The sequence below is a fragment of the Paraburkholderia lycopersici genome (assembly GCF_900096975.1).
Taxonomy (GTDB): Bacteria; Pseudomonadota; Gammaproteobacteria; order Burkholderiales; family Burkholderiaceae; genus Paraburkholderia; species Paraburkholderia lycopersici.
On the sequence record NZ_FMYQ01000011.1, the window covers coordinates 115,580 to 129,903 of the forward strand.

Here is a 14,324-nt window from a genome sequence, read left to right on the forward strand (position 1 = left end):
GACGGCTGCTGGCGGCGCGGACCGCACGGGAGAGGTTTTCAGCCGGCTCAGCCTGGGGTTCAGTTCAGTGCCGGGACGGGAACTTCGACTGACCTGGCCGCTGGAGCCGGCATCCCGCCACGAACCAGCTTGCAGACCAGCAGCGCGAAAAGCACGCATACGGCGCGGGCAGGATTGCGGATGCATGCATCGACCTGGTGGCTTCGCCCTTGCCCGAGCACACACCAGAGGCACAGGTGTTCGCAATTGTTGGTGAGCAGCTTGTAGTTCTGCTCGCCGAGGCGAGATGCCGCGCGGCGCGCTACCTCCAGGCCCGTGTATCGCGCCTGCAGGTGCTGCACGACCTGGAGGCCGAAACCCGCCGAAAAATCCTCGATCGAGACGGCTTCGACCGGGCCGCTGCCAAGATGGCGGGAGAGCCCGGCGTAGTGAATGACGCGACCGCTTCCGATGTAGATGCCGTGATGCATGTAGCCCGGGCGCCGCGTGGCGAGGTGGGTGCCCACGGGCAAATCGCGCGTGAACACGATGTCTGTGCATCCCGATTCTTCGTGCTGGCCCATGACTCGCTCCCGGACAGTGTGGCGCTACCCGGCCGCGACTGGCGCGGCGCCAGCAAAGATGGCTTGGCTTGCCGCATGACCAGTGGACCGTTCCGTTCTTGTCACGCCTTGAGTATTGGTTTCGGGCCGGGCGGCAACAATCAGCGCCGGCTGAGATTGGCGTGCGATGTGTGCTGTGCGTGTAGGGAATTTCTGACGCGGGAGACGGGCAACGCTGATATCGAATCGGGAGGATGGGAAGGCGGAGGAACCGCTGAAGCACGCTGCGATGCTGTTGGACGGTACGAGTCCGCAATGGCGAGAAGCCGACGTGCCCGATCCGGTTCCCGCGGCGGGCGAACGGTTCATCGGCGGGCAGGTGTGCAGCGTGTGCCGCGCCGGCCTTTATGTCGTCGACGACGGCTTGACGCAGCCCGAGCGCTGCCCGTGACTCCGGGCACGTCGTAGACGAGCACCGGGATGTCGGTCACGTACCCGGTGCGCCGCTGTCGTCCCGACCGCGTTTTCCTCTTGATGCAAATCAATTACGAGCCGCCGTCCAGACCGATGATGGGCATCAGGCAAGGCACTGCGGCCCGGATATCCGGGGTCAGGAGGCAGACCATGTACGAGGAGATTCTGGTGGCGTTCGACGGCAGCGAGACTTCGGACCGTGCGCTCGCCGAGCCGCTGCACGTCGCTCGCCTGACATGCGCGCATGCGATCGACATCATGGCGCCGTTCGGCAGAGCGCGGGCCTGCATGCCGGCGGCACTGATCGCCGCATATCGGGAACGCGCCCGAACGGTGGTGCCCGAATCGGCCCGCTCCGAGGCGAAGGCGCGGGGCGCGGACCGCGAGACGGCTTGCCCGGTGCTGCTCGTGCGGGGTGCTTCATGAACGCCGCATGCTCCCCGGTCGTCTGGCTCGCGGAGGTCACGCGCGCCGATCTCGCGCGCGTCGGCGGCAAGAACGCGTCGCTCGGCGAACTGATCGCCAATCTCGCGCCCCACGGCATCAAGGTGCCGCCCGGCTTCGCAACCACCGCGCAGGCGTATCGCGATTTCATCGAGGCGAACCGTCTCGATAAAGTGATTACCGGCGCGCTGGACGATCTCGAGGCCGGGCGGCGCCCGCTCGCCGAAACGGGCGCGCTGATCCGCGCGGCGATCTTGCGCGGCGAATGGCCGGCGGCCATCGCGGACGCCATCCAGGTCGCCTATGCGGAACTGAGCCGCCAGAGCGGCCACGAAACGCTGAGCGTCGCCGTGCGTTCCAGCGCGACAGCCGAAGACCTGCCCGAGGCGAGCTTCGCCGGCCAGTTCGAAACCTTCCTGAACGTGTGCGGCGGCGCGGCGGTGCTCCACGCGTGCCGGCGCTGCTATGCGTCGCTCTATACCGACCGCGCGATCAGCTACCGCCAGGCGAAAGGCTTCGACGCGCTCGCGGTCGCGGTGTCGGTGGGTGTGCAGCAGATGGTGCGCGCCGACCTGGGCGGCGCGGGCGTCATGTTCTCGCTCGATACCGAAACCGGTTTCGAGCGCGTCGTTCTCATCGACGCGGCGTGGGGGCTCGGCGAAAACGTCGTGCAGGGCGCCGTCGACCCGGACGAGTACGAGGTCTTCAAGCCGTTGCTGGACAACTCTTCGCTCACGCCCATCGTGGGCAAGAAGCGCGGCGCCAAGACCGTCAAGATGGTCTGCGCGCGCAGCCGCATGCAACCGACGCGAAACGTGCGGACGTCGCTCGCCGAGCGCCGCGCCTACGTGCTGCAGGACCATGAAATCCTGAAGCTCTCGCGCTGGGCCTGTCTGATCGAGGCGCACTATGGCTGCCCGATGGACATGGAGTGGGCGAAGGACGGCGCGACAGGCGAAATCTTCATCGTGCAGGCGCGCCCGGAAACCGTGCAGTCGCGCCGCGACGCGGGCGCGCTCAAAACCTGGCGCCTCGGCAAGACGGGCCCGCGGCTCCTTGCGGGCGTGAGCGTCGGCGAGGCGATCGGCGCGGGGCCGGTCTGTGTGATCGAGCAGCCGCGCGACATGGCGCGCTTCGTGGACGGCGCGGTACTGGTCACGCAGACCACCGACCCCGACTGGGTGCCGATCATGCGGCGCGCGTCCGCGATCGTCACGGATCACGGCGGCCGCACCTCGCATGCGGCGATCGTGAGCCGGGAGCTCGGCCTGCCGGCGATCGTCGGCACCGGCAACGCGACGCGCGTGCTGCGTAACCGTCAGCCGGTCACGGTGAGTTGCGCGCAAGGCGAGGAAGGCGTGGTGTACGACGGGATTGCCGAATTTCACGCGGACGAAATCGACTTCTCGGACCTGCCGTCCACGCGCACCGGCATCATGCTCAATCTCGCGAACCCGGCGGCGGCTTTTCGCTGGTGGCGCATTCCGGCCGATGGGGTGGGGCTCGCGAGGATGGAGTTCGTGATCGGCAGCCAGATCAGGGTCCATCCCATGGCGCTCGTCCATTACGACAAGCTGAAGGACGAACAGGCGAAGCGCATCATTCGCGATCTGAGCGCCGGTTACGACGACCGCACGGAGTATTTCGTGGACCAGCTCTCGCGTGCGCTCGGGCGCATCGCGGCCGCGCACTTTCCGCATCCCGTGATCGTGCGCATGAGCGACTTCAAGACCAACGAGTACGCCAACCTCGTCGGCGGCGCGCAGTTCGAGCCGCGCGAAGCCAACCCGATGCTCGGCTTTCGCGGCGCCTCGCGCTACTACTCGCCGCTGTACCGCGAAGGCTTTGCGCTCGAATGCCGCGCGATCCGGCGTCTGCGCGAAGCGATGGGCTTCACCAACGTCATCGTGATGATTCCGTTCTGCCGCACACCCGAGGAAGCCGACCGCGTCCTGGCGGTCATGAAGGAGAACGGGCTGGAGCGCGGGCGCGATGGTCTGGAGATCTACGTGATGTGCGAGATCCCGTCCAATGTCGTGCTCGCCCGTCAGTTCGCGCAGCGCTTCGACGGCTTCTCGATCGGCAGCAACGATCTCACGCAGCTCACGCTCGGCGTGGACCGCGACTCGGCGCAGCTCTCCGGGCTCTTCGACGAGCAGAACGACGCGCTCAAGTGGATGGTGCGCAGGGTGATCGAAGAAGCCCATCGATCTGGCGCGAAGGTCGGGTTATGCGGCGAGGCCCCCGCGCACCATCCCGAATTCGCCGCGTTCCTGGTCGAGTGCGGCATCGATTCGATCTCGGTGAGCCCCGACAGCTTCGTCGCGGTCAAACGCTGCGTCGCGGCCAGCGAGCCGGCGCACGATGCGGAACCGGGCATGCCGGCGAGCCTCGCGGAGCGGTTGCCGCTATGAGCCGCGCAGGGGGGCCGCCGGCTGGTCACGAGCGGCGATGCCCGGAATGTCGGAGCGCCGGGAAGCCGGGACTCGCGCCGTGCATGCGGCGTCGAAATAGCGGCGTCGAAATAGCGGCGTCGAAATAGCGGCGTCGAAATAGCGGCGTCGAAATAGCGGCGTCGAAATAGCGGCGTCGAAATAGCGGCGTCGAAATAGCGGCGTCGAAATAGCGGCGTCGAAATAGCGGCGTCGAAATCATTCGTTAGTCATCCTTTCATTCACGGCTGCGGCATGGCCGCGTCGTCGCTCGATGTAGCTTGCTCGCCCGGTGCTTCGGCGGGCGCGGCCTGAACGGCGGCGTCCGGTTCCGCGCACTTCGCGAGCAGCGCTGCGCGCGTGCGCTCGCGCAGGCTCACCATCGCGTGGAAATCGCGTCCCTCGGCGCAGAGCGGCTCGAGCAATTCCACCTCGATCCCGCCGCGCTCCGGAACCCGGCGCCCATCGCGCAGCGCCTGGCGCGCGCCGCGCACGGCGATGGGCAGCACCGGGCGGCGAGCCAGCACCGCCGCGCGGAACGCGCCCAGCCTGAAGGCGCGCAGGCCGGCGGCGGCCACGAAGGTCCCTTCGGGGAAGAACAGCAGCGTTTCGCCAGCGCGGGCGCATTCGACGAGTTGCGCTTCGTCGGCGAGGCCCTGGCCATAGTCGTCGCGCGCGACGAAGCGCGTGCCGAGCGCACGCAGCAGCGCGCCGACCAACGGCTGGCGCGAGAGCTCACGCTTGGCGACGAAGTGAACCGGCTGAGGCAACGTGGCGAGCAGTGCAACCACGTCGAGATAGCTCGTGTGATTGGCGGCCAGCACGGGAGGCGCGGCGGCATCGAGGTGCTCCGCGCCGCGCAGCGTCGCGTTCAGGCCAACGGCGCGCAGCACGATGCGGCACGCATGAGCGGCCGCGCGCCAGCGGCGCGCCGGGTCGCGATCGAGCGTTACGTACAGACCGACGGCCGAAAACGCGATGCCGGCGAGCGACCAGCACCACGCGCCACGTCCGATGCGTCTCAGCGAGGCGAAGGCGGCCCGCGCGAGCGGGACCGCGGTGGCGGCCGCAAGCGAGAATGTCTGGCGCCAGGGCGCGAATGCGCCTGCCGGCTTCGCACGAGGCGTGCCGTGCCGCAGGCGCTCGATCGTCGCGGCGCGGCGGATCTTGCCGCCAGGCGTCTTGAGAATGCTGTGAGGCGCGACGAGCATGACGCGCTCGGCGGGCGACCCGCACTGCCGCAGCACGACGGCGTTCACGCGCGCTTCGAGATCGGCGCGTGCGGCAACTTCGCGCAGCGCGGTTTCGACGATCACGACGAGGCGCTCGGTACCCGCGATCGGGTCCGGCTCGCCGCAGGCGGCCACGCCGCCCGGCTCGATGTCCCCTAGCCGTGCCACCGCGTGCTCCAGCTCGTCGGGGAAGATGTGGCGGCCGGCGCGGATGATGAGGTCCTTGCTGCGGCCCGTGACGAAGAGTTCGCCGTCTGCGAGATAGCCCAGGTCGCCGCTGTCGAGCCAGCCGTCGTGCACGAGGCGGGCGGTTTGCTCCGGTTTGCGGTAGTAACCCGCCGTCGCGCTCGCGCCGCGAAACTCGATATGGCCGATATGGCGCTCGGCGAGCGGCTGGCGCTGCGCGTCCACGATGCGCAGCCCGGTACCGGCAAGCGGGTATCCGCAGGCGACGAGCGCGAGCGCATCGTCGCCGGGGGGCGCCTGCACGGCTTCGCCGCGCGTGGCAAGCGCGTCGCGCTGCACGAGATCGACGCGCAGGCCGCGCGAGGGCGGGGGGAACGTGACGGCGAGTGCGTTCTCGGCAAGGCCATAGACCGGCGTGATGGCGCGCGCGTCGAACCCGAACGGGGCGAAGCGTTCGGCGAAGGCCCGCAGCGTGTCCGGATTCACGGGCTCGGAGCCGCAGAACGCGAAGCGCAGCGAGCTCAGATCGAGGCCCGCGAGCAGGTGCGCGGACAGGCGCCGCGCGCACCATTCGTATGCGAAGTTGGGCGCGGCCGTGATGGTCGCGCGACGTTGCGAAATCGTCTCCAGCCAGAGGGCCGGGCGCGCGAGAAACGCGAGCGGCGACATGGCGACGAGCGGAAAACCGAAATAGAGCGGCGCGAGCCACGCGCCGATGAGCCCCATGTCGTGATAGAGCGGCAGCCAGCTCACGAGCCTGTCGTCGGGCCGCACGGCCATGCGCTCGCCCATTGCGCGGATGTTCGACAGCAGGTTCGCATGGCTCAGCATGACCCCTTTGGGCTCGCCGGTGCTGCCGGACGTGTACTGGAGCAAGGCGAGTTCGTGTGGGCCGGTCCTGACGAGCGGCGCCTGCTCGTCATGTCCCGGCGCCTCTTCGAGGGCTGCGCCGTCGAGGATCTGGCGCAGTGTCGGCACCTTCAGCCTGAGCAGTTGCGCAACGGCGCCCAGCGCTGCCGAGGCGATCAGCGTGGAGACCTCGGCATTGGCAAGGATCGAGGCGTGGCGTTCGACGTGTTCCTTGACCTGCGCGAGGCTCGCCGGCGGATAGATCGGTACCGGCACGGCGCCGCACAGCATCAGCGCGCCGAAGGCGACGAAATAGCCGGCGCTGGTGGGCAGCATCAGCGCGACGCGTGCGCCCGGGTCCACGCCGAGCGCGCGCAGCGCATTGGCCACCCGCGCGGCGCGCTGAAAGAGCGCGCCGTAAGTGAGCTCCGTGGATGCGCCGTTTGCGATCAGCGTGAGATGAAGCCGGTCCGGATGCTTGCGGGCGTGCCATTGGAGCACCTCGGTGACAGTGCGGGCCTGCTCCGGCACCGTCGCCGCGAGCTCGCTGCGCACCTGCGATGAGGCGCGCGCGGGCGGCGCGGCTTCGCCAGGCGCCGCCCGCGCGCCCCCTTCTATGGCCTTGAGCAGATCGGCCGGCGTGACGGCCGCGAACGCGTCGGGCGGCAGGCGCACGGCAAAAGCTTGCTCGATGCGTTCGGCCAGTTCGGCCCGCGCGAGGCTGTCGAAGCCGAGATCGCGCTCGAGCTGCGTTGTCATCGAAACGCGCCCGGGACGGTGTCCTTCGCCGTGCAGCTCGGCGGCGAGCGTCTCGATGAGCCGCATGAGACGTGCGGCGCGGGTGTCGTCGGGCAGCGGATTCATGGACATACCCTCGCGGAACCGCTCAGCGCGGCACCCAGTACGCACCGTCGCGGACGTAGAGCCGTTTGACGGCCGCCCAGGCGATCCGGCGCGCCGCTTCCTCCTGGCGCGGGTCCGAGGCGTGGTCGGCCCACGCGTGATTGAACGCGGCGCGGAAGATGTCCTGCGCATGCGGCGGCAAATGATTGCGTACGCCCGCAGGCAAGTCGGCGTTGGTTGGATAGGGCACGGTGAGGGAGTGTCGTGTGCGAGGTGAGTCGGAGCTATTGGGAGACTCGCGCGGGCGGGCCGATCGGCGTCTGATTCAAATCAAGAGAATTCGGCGGCGCACACCACCAAGGAGACCACTGATTCAAGTCAATCGCGCGAAGCGCCCCGCCGTTAGATTGAGTCAGGCATGCGGCTCGCCGGGGCAAGCCGGGCGGCGCCCCGGTTACGGGGCGGCAAAGGCGACGCCGGGCATGGGCGCGGGCGCCTGTCTTCTGAATGTCGGTTGAAGTGCAACACGAGGAGCAGGGTCATGTATCGCTTGTTTCGTCGATTCGAATGGCTGGCGTTCGGCATGGTGACGGCGTCGGCTATCGCCTGCGCGGGCTTCATCGTCGCCGCGCGGTGCGGCGTATCCGTGCAGCGCCTCGCCGACGCGCTCGCCGCCAATGCGGCCGCTTGCGAGCAGGCGAGCCCGCCGGCCTCGTGCGAACAATTGCTGGCCGGATGGAAGGAGGCGAAATGAATGCTTTCTCGCTGTGCACACGCGAAGTCGCCACCTGCGGCCCACAAACGTCGATCGTCGAAGCGGCGGCCAGAATGCGCGCGCTGCACGCGGGCGATCTCGTGGTGGTGCGCGAGGAGGCGGGCGTGCGCGTGCCGGTCGGCGTGCTGACCGATCGCGACATCGTGCTGGCCGTGGTGAGCCGGGACGCGTCGCCGTCCACGCTGTATGCCGGCGAAGTGATGTCGGCGCCCCTCGTGCTCGCCCAGGGCGCCGACGACTTCTGGCTGCTCGCGAAGCGCATGCGCCTGCATGGCGTGCGCCGGCTGCCCGTGGTCGGCGAGGATGGCGGACTGGTGGGCATCGTCACGCTCGACGACCTGCATCATGCCGCCGCGAACCTGCTCGACGAGCTGCGTCTCATCGCGGCGCGCCAGGAGCATTTCGAAGAGAAGCGCCGCAGCTAGGCGGCGCTGTTCGTGCAGCAGCAAAATCCCGTGGAGGCGGTCATGAATGCCCCGTCGCGGGGCCTCGTGGTTTTCTCCTCGCGACGCGGGACGACGGCGGGGTTCAGACGGCGCGGGGGCATTCGATTCCTGCGCTCGATCCTCGACGGGGTGCGTACGCACCCCGCACATCTGCGGCCGATGGCACAGGCGCCCACAGGCACGCACAGGCGCCCAGACGCGACATCGAGCCCCGATATCGTCGCAGGTCGCGGCGACGCGACGGGATCGGGCCTAACGGCGGCGGTCGCCCATCAGGCGCAGCAGGATGAGGAAGATGTTGAGAAAGTCGAGATAGAGCGCAAGCGCGCCCATGATCGCCTTCTTGCCTGCGACGGCATCATCTTCCGCCCCGACATAGATATCGCGGATGCGCTGCGTATCGTATGCGGTGAGGCCCGTGAACACGATCACGCCGATCACGGAGACGACGAACTGCAACGCGGTCGAGGCAACGAAGAGATTGACGAGCCCGGCGATCACGATGCCGACGAGCCCCATGAACAGGAACGACCCGAAGCGCGAGAGGTCGGCCCGCGTCGTGTAGCCATAGAGGCTGGTTGCGCCGTAGGTCGCCGCGCTGATGACGAACACGCGTGCGATGCTTTCGCCCGTGTACACGAGGAAGATGCCCGATAGCGACAGGCCAACCAGTGCGGCATAGGCCCAGAAGCTCACCTGCGCCGCGCCGAGGCCGATGCGCTCGATGCGAAAGCTCAGCAACAGGACGAGCGCAAGCGGCGCGAGCAGCACGATCCAGAAGAGGGGCGTGGCGGCGATCGACGCATACAAACCACTTGTCGCTCCGATCCAGGCGATGGCGCCGGTCAGCAGCAGGCCCGCGGCCATGTAGTTGTAGACGCGCAGCATGTACCGCCTGAGGCCGGCGTCGCCCCATTCCTGTCCCCGCGGGTCCTCGTTCAGCCGCGAGCCGTCGGCAAAGTCGTTTTTCATGGTCAGTCCCCTGGCGCGAGATTGCGAGACCGGTTCAGCGCAGCGGCACGCCGTCTCGCGTGATCTGGACGGCCGTTGCCTCGACATAGTCGACCTTCACGCTGTCCCCCGGCTTGAGCCCGTCGAGCAGGCTATCCGCCGACGCCTGCAGCGTCACTGTGCGCGTCGGGCCGCGCAAGGTGATCTCGTGCTTGTCGCGATCGACCTGCATGACGGTTGCCACCGCCGCGACCCGATAGAGGGAGAGGGACGAACCGAGCGAGACGCCCGAGGTGTATCCCTTGTCGACGCGCTCGCGTATTCCGCTCGGGTTGGACTTGTCGGCGCGCAGCAGCAGCGCCCGGCTGAACGTGACGGCGACGGTGTCGCCAAGCTGAAGTTTGGCGACGTTTCCCAGGCTCCGGTCGACCATCACGTCCACGGGCTCGCCGTTGTCTTCGAGCAGCGTGATGCTGTTGCGCCCGGTATCGATGGCGAAAACGACCGCGTTCGCATGTCTGACGCTGGTGCCCGAGACCAGGTCGGCGGGCGCCGCCGGCGCAGTGGTTTCGTCGGCGGACGCCGTGCATATCGACGACGCGCCAATGGCGAGCGCTGCTACACCAGGAAGAATTCCACTTCGCCATATGCGTTGCATGGTGCCTTCTCCGTTGTATGGAAACCGTACGCGCGTCTTCCAGGGTGCGCGCCGTGGCGCGAGCGCAGCGCATGATCGGCGCCCCGAAAAACGCGTCTCGAGGTACAGGGTTGCCTTTTTTCACGCTGTCACGCTTGATATGCATCAAGCGTTTTACGCCCGTTCGTTCCAGTGCTTGCCACGTCGACCGGCCGCGGCGCTGCGAGATGCAGCGCGCAGCAGGCCGTAGTCGAGGCGCGCGATCATCGGAGGATTATGGTGGCCCGGGGCGCGCGAGACGGCATGCGCGTAGGCGGCCGGGCGGGCGCGGGCGCCAGCCTGGCTCTGTCCTGCCGCGGCATTGCCGCGACATCAATGGGTTCGCGGTTGGCGCGGAGTACCGCCACAACCCGGGCCGGCGGTTCCGCGCGGGTCAGTCGCGCTCGATGGGGATGCCGTATTTGCGCAGGCGGTAGGCCAGCTTGGGCCGGCTGATGCCCAGCACGCGGGCGGCCAGCGAAAGATTGCCGTTCGCTTCGGCAACGGCTGCATGCAGCATGGCGGCTTCGGTTTCGGCGAGCCCCGGAATTCCGGCGGCGAGCGTGGAGGGCGGGGCAGGCTCGACCGGTTCCCCGAGCGGCGCGATATTGCCGCTGCGCTTCAGCATGAACGATGAAACGTCGATTTCCTCGCCCGTGGTAAACAGATGGCACAGGTCGAGCGCACCGCCGTCCTCGGCAAGGATCACGGCGCGCTCGATCATGTTTTCGAGCTCGCGCACGTTGCCGGGCCACCCATAGCTGATGAGGGCGTCCACGGCGCGCTCGCGAAACCCGGTGATGAGCTTGCCGTGCTTCTTGGCGAGGCGCTGCAAGAACCAGTTCATCATCAACGGAATGTCGTCGCGCCGCTCGCGCAGCGGCGGCACCTGAATCGGGAATACGTTCAGGCGGAAGAACAGGTCCTCACGGAACTGTCCCGCCTTCACGGCCTCCCGCAGATTCACATTGGTCGCCGCCACGACTCTCACGTCGATCTTGCGCGTGCGCGTGTCGCCCACGCGCTCGAGTTCGCCTTGCTGCAGCGCGCGCAGGAGCTTGCCTTGGGCAGTGAAGCTCAGCGTGCCGACTTCGTCGAGAAAGAGCGTGCCGCCGTTGGCGCGCTCGAAGCGCCCCGGGCGCGAAGACGTGGCCCCCGTATAGCCGCCGCGCTCCACGCCGAACAGTTCGGACTCCATGAGATGCTCGGGAATCGCCGCGCAGTTGACCGCCACGAACGGGCCGTCCGCGCGTTTGCTGAGGCGGTGCAGGTTGTTGGCGAAAACTTCCTTGCCTACGCCGCTTTCACCGAGAAAGAGCACCGTCGCCTCGGTAGGGGCGACCTTGTTGACCATGTGGCAGACGGTATTGAAACCCGCCGAGATGCCCACGACGCCAAAGCTGTTCTCAGGGGCGTTGGCGAGACGCTCGGCGATGCGGCTCGTTGCGGGCAGCATCGCCTGCGGCTCGAGCGACCATTTGACGAAGTCGCCGATCTGCAGGAAACGCAGGTCGTCCTGCGGGTCGTCCCAATCTTCCACGGGCTTGCCGACCACGCGGCATTTCGCGTGGCCCATCCCCCGGCATTCGATTTCGCGCCAGAGAATAGGCCGCCCCATGAAGGCGCTCGTATAGCCGCAGGCATAGCCGATCAGCATCCAGCACACCGATTCGTTACCGATGCCATAGCTCGCGATATGGGCCTCGGCTTCGGCGCAGTCGATCAGGGAGAAGTCGCCGAAGTAGTGACCGCGCTCGACGTCGATATCGAGCGCATTCGGCTCGCAATGGACGATGCCTTCGAGCGACACGAGTTGAGGACCCGCGAGAAAATCGTCGTAGCGGTTGGAGCCGGCGCGCACCTTGCGCGTCATCGCGGCATCGCGCGAGCCGGCCTGATAGCCGATTCGGGTCACGAGGCCACGAGCCGTTTCCTTGCCGAGGCTCTCGATCAGCTCCTGGCGCAGCGCGCCGAGCGAGCTGATGTGCATGAGCATCATGCGCTGGTCGTCGAGCCAGATGCGGCCCTGCTGAGGCGCGAAGCGCAGCCGCTTGGCCAGATCGTGGATGGCGGGAACGCGGATCTCTTTCGACCGTTGGCGCTCGGCCAGTTGACCGGGCGTATCCGTGCGAGAGGGAGTCCGGGCGACTCCGCGCGTGCGGCTCTTGGGCATGCTGACCTCGATGGCTACCGGAGTGGGGCTCGAGGCCATGCGCGATGTGGCGGAATCGCCGCGCGGATGATGCGCCGCCTGCGCCGGGAGCGGGAATTGGACAATAACCAGATCAGGTTACTCCACCGCCCAGGCAGTGGCGATTGGTGTTAATACGCGATCCTGAGCGTAGCGGCGGGTTGCGCCCGGCTCGTTCGGCCGGAGAGCGGCGTTCAGACGAAACGGTCGAAGTGAAGCTGGTTGTACGGCACGCGATGTCTTTGCATCAGCATTTCCTGCACGGCCTCAATCATGGGCGGCGGCCCTGCAAAATAGAACTCGTGCTGATCGAGCGGCGCGGCGAGCGAGCGTTCGACTTCCGCATGCACGAAGCCGGTTGCGCCCCGCCATGGCAACGAGGGCTCTGGAGACGACAGCACGATCGAAGCGCGTAGACGCCCTTGCGCAAGCTCGTCGAGTTCCGCGGCGGCGCCAAGGTCGGCTTGCGTGCGCGCGCCATAGAAGAAGTGCACGCACCGTTTGCCGGCCTGCGCAAGCACACCGCGTGCGACCGAAAGCATGGGCGCGAAACCCGAGCCACCCGCAATGCACACGATGTCGCGAGCGTTGTCGTCGCGCAGATAGCCATGCCCGTAGGGCCCGTCCATTGCGATCTGGTCGCCGGCCTGGAGCGAGTCGAACAGCGCATTGCTGCCCGCGCCCCCCGGCACGCGCCGGATGATGAATTGCCACAGCCCCTCGCCGTTGGGCAGGTTGGACATCGAATAGGCCCGCGCGCCTTGCGTCCGGGATGGGTAGAGCAGCGCGTACTGCCCCGCACGGAACTGCGCGCGCGCGGGAATGTGAAACGTGAATTCGCTCATGTCCGGCGTCAGCGCGCGACGGCGTTCGAGTCTTGCCAACCAGCGGGCGGGCGCCACGGCAGGAAGATAGCTGTCGTCGCAGCGAACGCGTATCGTGCAATCGCTGAGCGGCCGCGACTGGCATGCGAGCCGTTTGCCGCGCTTGCGCTCGCGTTCGGTGAGCCCCGGCGCCTGCGCCCAGAGCGTTTCCATGTCGCCTTCGACGAGTTCGAAGCGGCACGCGCCACATCCGCCCACGCTGCACTCGTGCGGCAGTCCGACATCGGCGCGCAATGCGCCGCGCAGCAGGCTGTCTTCCTCGGCGCCGACGCTGAACTGCGCGCCGCCCTCGATCGTGATCCGGTGTTCCCGATGTTCCCGATGTTCCATTTATCGCTTCCAGAGTTTCGTGGCCGGCTTGCGCCGGCACTTGCTTCACAGCCCGATGCTCCGCAGGCTCTGGCTTCAGAGGCCGATCGCCCGCCTGAACTCGCGCGTGGCTTCCTTCGCGCAAGCGCTTGCGCCGCTTGCGTCGGGCAGGGCGGCGCACCACGCCTCGATGGCGTCGTCCGCGAGCGGCGCCCACTTGCTTGCCCACGCGCTCAGCACGGCGTGATTGCCTTCCTGCTCGAGGGCCATCCGTACCAGCGCGGTGGCCCAACGCCGATGGCGCTGCGCATCGGCGAGCTGGGCGTCGGTGATGAGCCCCAGTAGCGTGTCGTTGTTGTGACGCGCCGCGAATCCGAGTCCGCGCAAGACGGTTTCTTCCACGGCGGGGCGCACGACGAGGTTCAGCGCGACGAAGCTTTCCGCCCAGTCCCACGCCGTAAGCGCCTGCTCGACGAGCTTGCGCCACCCCTGCCATGCCGGGTCGCGCTCCCAGACGCCGCGCTCCTCGCTGCCGAAGCCGAGGTCGGCAAAGGTCTGCGACAGCTCCTTCGTGCGATACGCGGTATGCGTGAGCCAGCGCAACGAGTCCGCGCTCTGGTACGCGCAACAGTTGGAGATCGTGGAGGCGGGCGCCATCTGGGTCAGATAGGCCGAGCCCATTTGCAGCGCATGAAACAGGAAGCGAGCGGGCGTATAGAGCCGCGCGAGCGTACCGGCCCACGTCGGCGAGAGCATCGCGTCATGGCCGCGCGCCGAGAACTGGTCGAGCAGTCCGAATACATAGGTTTCCTGACCATCCTGCAGCATGTTGTAGGTGCGGTAGACGAGCTCGTCGGGATCGCGAAATGCGTTCCAGTCGGGGTGCGTCAACGGCGAGGCGTTGCGGTTGCGCTTGAACCATTGCGCCATTGCGAAGTTCGGGTCGAGCTCGAAGGGCGCGTCGGGGTTGTCGGTCGTGTAGTGCAGGTTGGTCGAGACGATTTCGTACTCGCTCGGCTTGCGCCGGCGGCCGGCCAGATGGCTCCACGTTTTCAGCGGCTTGAGGACTTCGGGTTGGGTCATGCTCGTC

13 protein-coding genes are annotated in these 14,324 nt (G+C 67.6%); 5 read left to right on the forward strand and 8 right to left on the reverse strand.

What is annotated here, in order from left to right; all coding sequences use genetic code 11:
* Positions 1-59 precede the first annotated feature (59 nt).
* Positions 60-563, reverse strand: coding sequence for a lecithin retinol acyltransferase family protein (locus BLU17_RS14240; protein ID WP_091997461.1), 504 nt, complete (start codon positions 561-563; stop codon positions 60-62).
* Positions 564-831: 268 nt separating this feature from the next.
* On the opposite strand from BLU17_RS14240, the gene BLU17_RS33150 reads away from it, so the two are divergent.
* The 3 genes from BLU17_RS33150 (at position 832) to ppsA (ending at position 3,874) form a co-directional block, all read left to right on the forward strand.
* Entirely contained in the window at positions 832-993 is a 162-nt protein-coding gene (locus BLU17_RS33150; protein ID WP_176929091.1) for a hypothetical protein, read from the forward strand.
* A gap of 173 nt (positions 994-1,166) precedes the next feature.
* The gene (locus BLU17_RS14245; RefSeq protein WP_091997462.1) at positions 1,167-1,442 is read left to right on the forward strand and encodes a universal stress protein; all 276 of its coding nucleotides are present in this window, start codon (positions 1,167-1,169) and stop codon (positions 1,440-1,442) included.
* Positions 1,439-3,874, forward strand: a complete 2,436-nt coding sequence (ppsA, locus tag BLU17_RS14250) for a phosphoenolpyruvate synthase (protein ID WP_091997463.1) — start codon at positions 1,439-1,441, stop codon at positions 3,872-3,874. Before BLU17_RS14245 ends, ppsA begins: the two co-directional genes overlap by 4 nt.
* A 260-nt stretch (positions 3,875-4,134) precedes the next feature.
* Here ppsA and BLU17_RS14260 read toward each other — a convergent pair whose 3' ends face one another.
* A complete protein-coding gene (locus tag BLU17_RS14260; RefSeq protein WP_091997465.1) occupies positions 4,135-7,023 on the reverse strand; it encodes an AMP-binding protein in 2,889 nt (962 codons plus the stop codon).
* Positions 7,024-7,045: 22 nt separating this feature from the next.
* Positions 7,046-7,252, reverse strand: a complete 207-nt coding sequence (locus BLU17_RS14265; RefSeq protein ID WP_091997467.1) for a ChaB family protein — start codon at positions 7,250-7,252, stop codon at positions 7,046-7,048.
* Between the two features lie 291 nt (positions 7,253-7,543).
* On the opposite strand from BLU17_RS14265, the gene BLU17_RS14270 reads away from it, so the two are divergent.
* Positions 7,544-7,756, forward strand: a complete 213-nt coding sequence (locus BLU17_RS14270) for a hypothetical protein (RefSeq protein WP_091997469.1) — start codon at positions 7,544-7,546, stop codon at positions 7,754-7,756.
* Positions 7,753-8,202, forward strand: a complete 450-nt coding sequence (locus BLU17_RS14275) for a CBS domain-containing protein (protein WP_091997471.1) — start codon at positions 7,753-7,755, stop codon at positions 8,200-8,202. Before BLU17_RS14270 ends, BLU17_RS14275 begins: the two co-directional genes overlap by 4 nt.
* A 273-nt stretch (positions 8,203-8,475) precedes the next feature.
* Here BLU17_RS14275 and BLU17_RS14280 read toward each other — a convergent pair whose 3' ends face one another.
* The 5 genes from BLU17_RS14280 to BLU17_RS14300 form a co-directional block, all read right to left on the reverse strand.
* The gene (locus BLU17_RS14280) at positions 8,476-9,195 is read right to left on the reverse strand and encodes a Bax inhibitor-1/YccA family protein (protein WP_091997473.1); all 720 of its coding nucleotides are present in this window, start codon (positions 9,193-9,195) and stop codon (positions 8,476-8,478) included.
* Positions 9,196-9,229: 34 nt separating this feature from the next.
* Positions 9,230-9,832 (reverse strand): hypothetical protein, encoded by a 603-nt coding sequence (locus BLU17_RS14285; protein ID WP_091997475.1) that lies wholly within the window; start codon positions 9,830-9,832, stop codon positions 9,230-9,232.
* A gap of 412 nt (positions 9,833-10,244) precedes the next feature.
* Positions 10,245-12,023: a sigma-54-dependent Fis family transcriptional regulator gene (locus BLU17_RS14290; protein WP_245746859.1), complete on the reverse strand. Its 1,779-nt coding sequence runs from the start codon at positions 12,021-12,023 to the stop codon at positions 10,245-10,247.
* Positions 12,024-12,235: 212 nt separating this feature from the next.
* Positions 12,236-13,255, reverse strand: coding sequence for an NADH:ubiquinone reductase (Na(+)-transporting) subunit F (locus tag BLU17_RS14295; RefSeq protein ID WP_091997477.1), 1,020 nt, complete (start codon positions 13,253-13,255; stop codon positions 12,236-12,238).
* 75 nt (positions 13,256-13,330) lie between these two features.
* Complete coding sequence (locus tag BLU17_RS14300; protein ID WP_091997479.1) at positions 13,331-14,317, reverse strand: aromatic/alkene monooxygenase hydroxylase subunit beta; 987 nt, start codon at positions 14,315-14,317, stop codon at positions 13,331-13,333.
* Positions 14,318-14,324 lie beyond the last annotated feature (7 nt).

What these genes read in the sequence shown, in the direction of transcription:
- BLU17_RS14240 (WP_091997461.1), bottom strand. Translation starts at nt 563, where the DNA reads ATGGGCCAGCACGAAGAATCGGGATGCACAGACATCGTGTTCACGCGC.
- BLU17_RS33150 (WP_176929091.1), top strand. Translation starts at nt 832, where the DNA reads ATGCTGTTGGACGGTACGAGTCCGCAATGGCGAGAAGCCGACGTGCCC.
- BLU17_RS14245 (WP_091997462.1), top strand. Translation starts at nt 1,167, where the DNA reads ATGTACGAGGAGATTCTGGTGGCGTTCGACGGCAGCGAGACTTCGGAC.
- ppsA (WP_091997463.1), top strand. Translation starts at nt 1,439, where the DNA reads ATGAACGCCGCATGCTCCCCGGTCGTCTGGCTCGCGGAGGTCACGCGC.
- BLU17_RS14260 (WP_091997465.1), bottom strand. Translation starts at nt 7,023, where the DNA reads ATGAATCCGCTGCCCGACGACACCCGCGCCGCACGTCTCATGCGGCTC.
- BLU17_RS14270 (WP_091997469.1), top strand. Translation starts at nt 7,544, where the DNA reads ATGTATCGCTTGTTTCGTCGATTCGAATGGCTGGCGTTCGGCATGGTG.
- BLU17_RS14275 (WP_091997471.1), top strand. Translation starts at nt 7,753, where the DNA reads ATGAATGCTTTCTCGCTGTGCACACGCGAAGTCGCCACCTGCGGCCCA.
- BLU17_RS14280 (WP_091997473.1), bottom strand. Translation starts at nt 9,195, where the DNA reads ATGAAAAACGACTTTGCCGACGGCTCGCGGCTGAACGAGGACCCGCGG.
- BLU17_RS14285 (WP_091997475.1), bottom strand. Translation starts at nt 9,832, where the DNA reads ATGCAACGCATATGGCGAAGTGGAATTCTTCCTGGTGTAGCAGCGCTC.
- BLU17_RS14290 (WP_245746859.1), bottom strand. Translation starts at nt 12,023, where the DNA reads ATGCCCAAGAGCCGCACGCGCGGAGTCGCCCGGACTCCCTCTCGCACG.
- BLU17_RS14295 (WP_091997477.1), bottom strand. Translation starts at nt 13,255, where the DNA reads ATGGAACATCGGGAACATCGGGAACACCGGATCACGATCGAGGGCGGC.
- BLU17_RS14300 (WP_091997479.1), bottom strand. Translation starts at nt 14,317, where the DNA reads ATGACCCAACCCGAAGTCCTCAAGCCGCTGAAAACGTGGAGCCATCTG.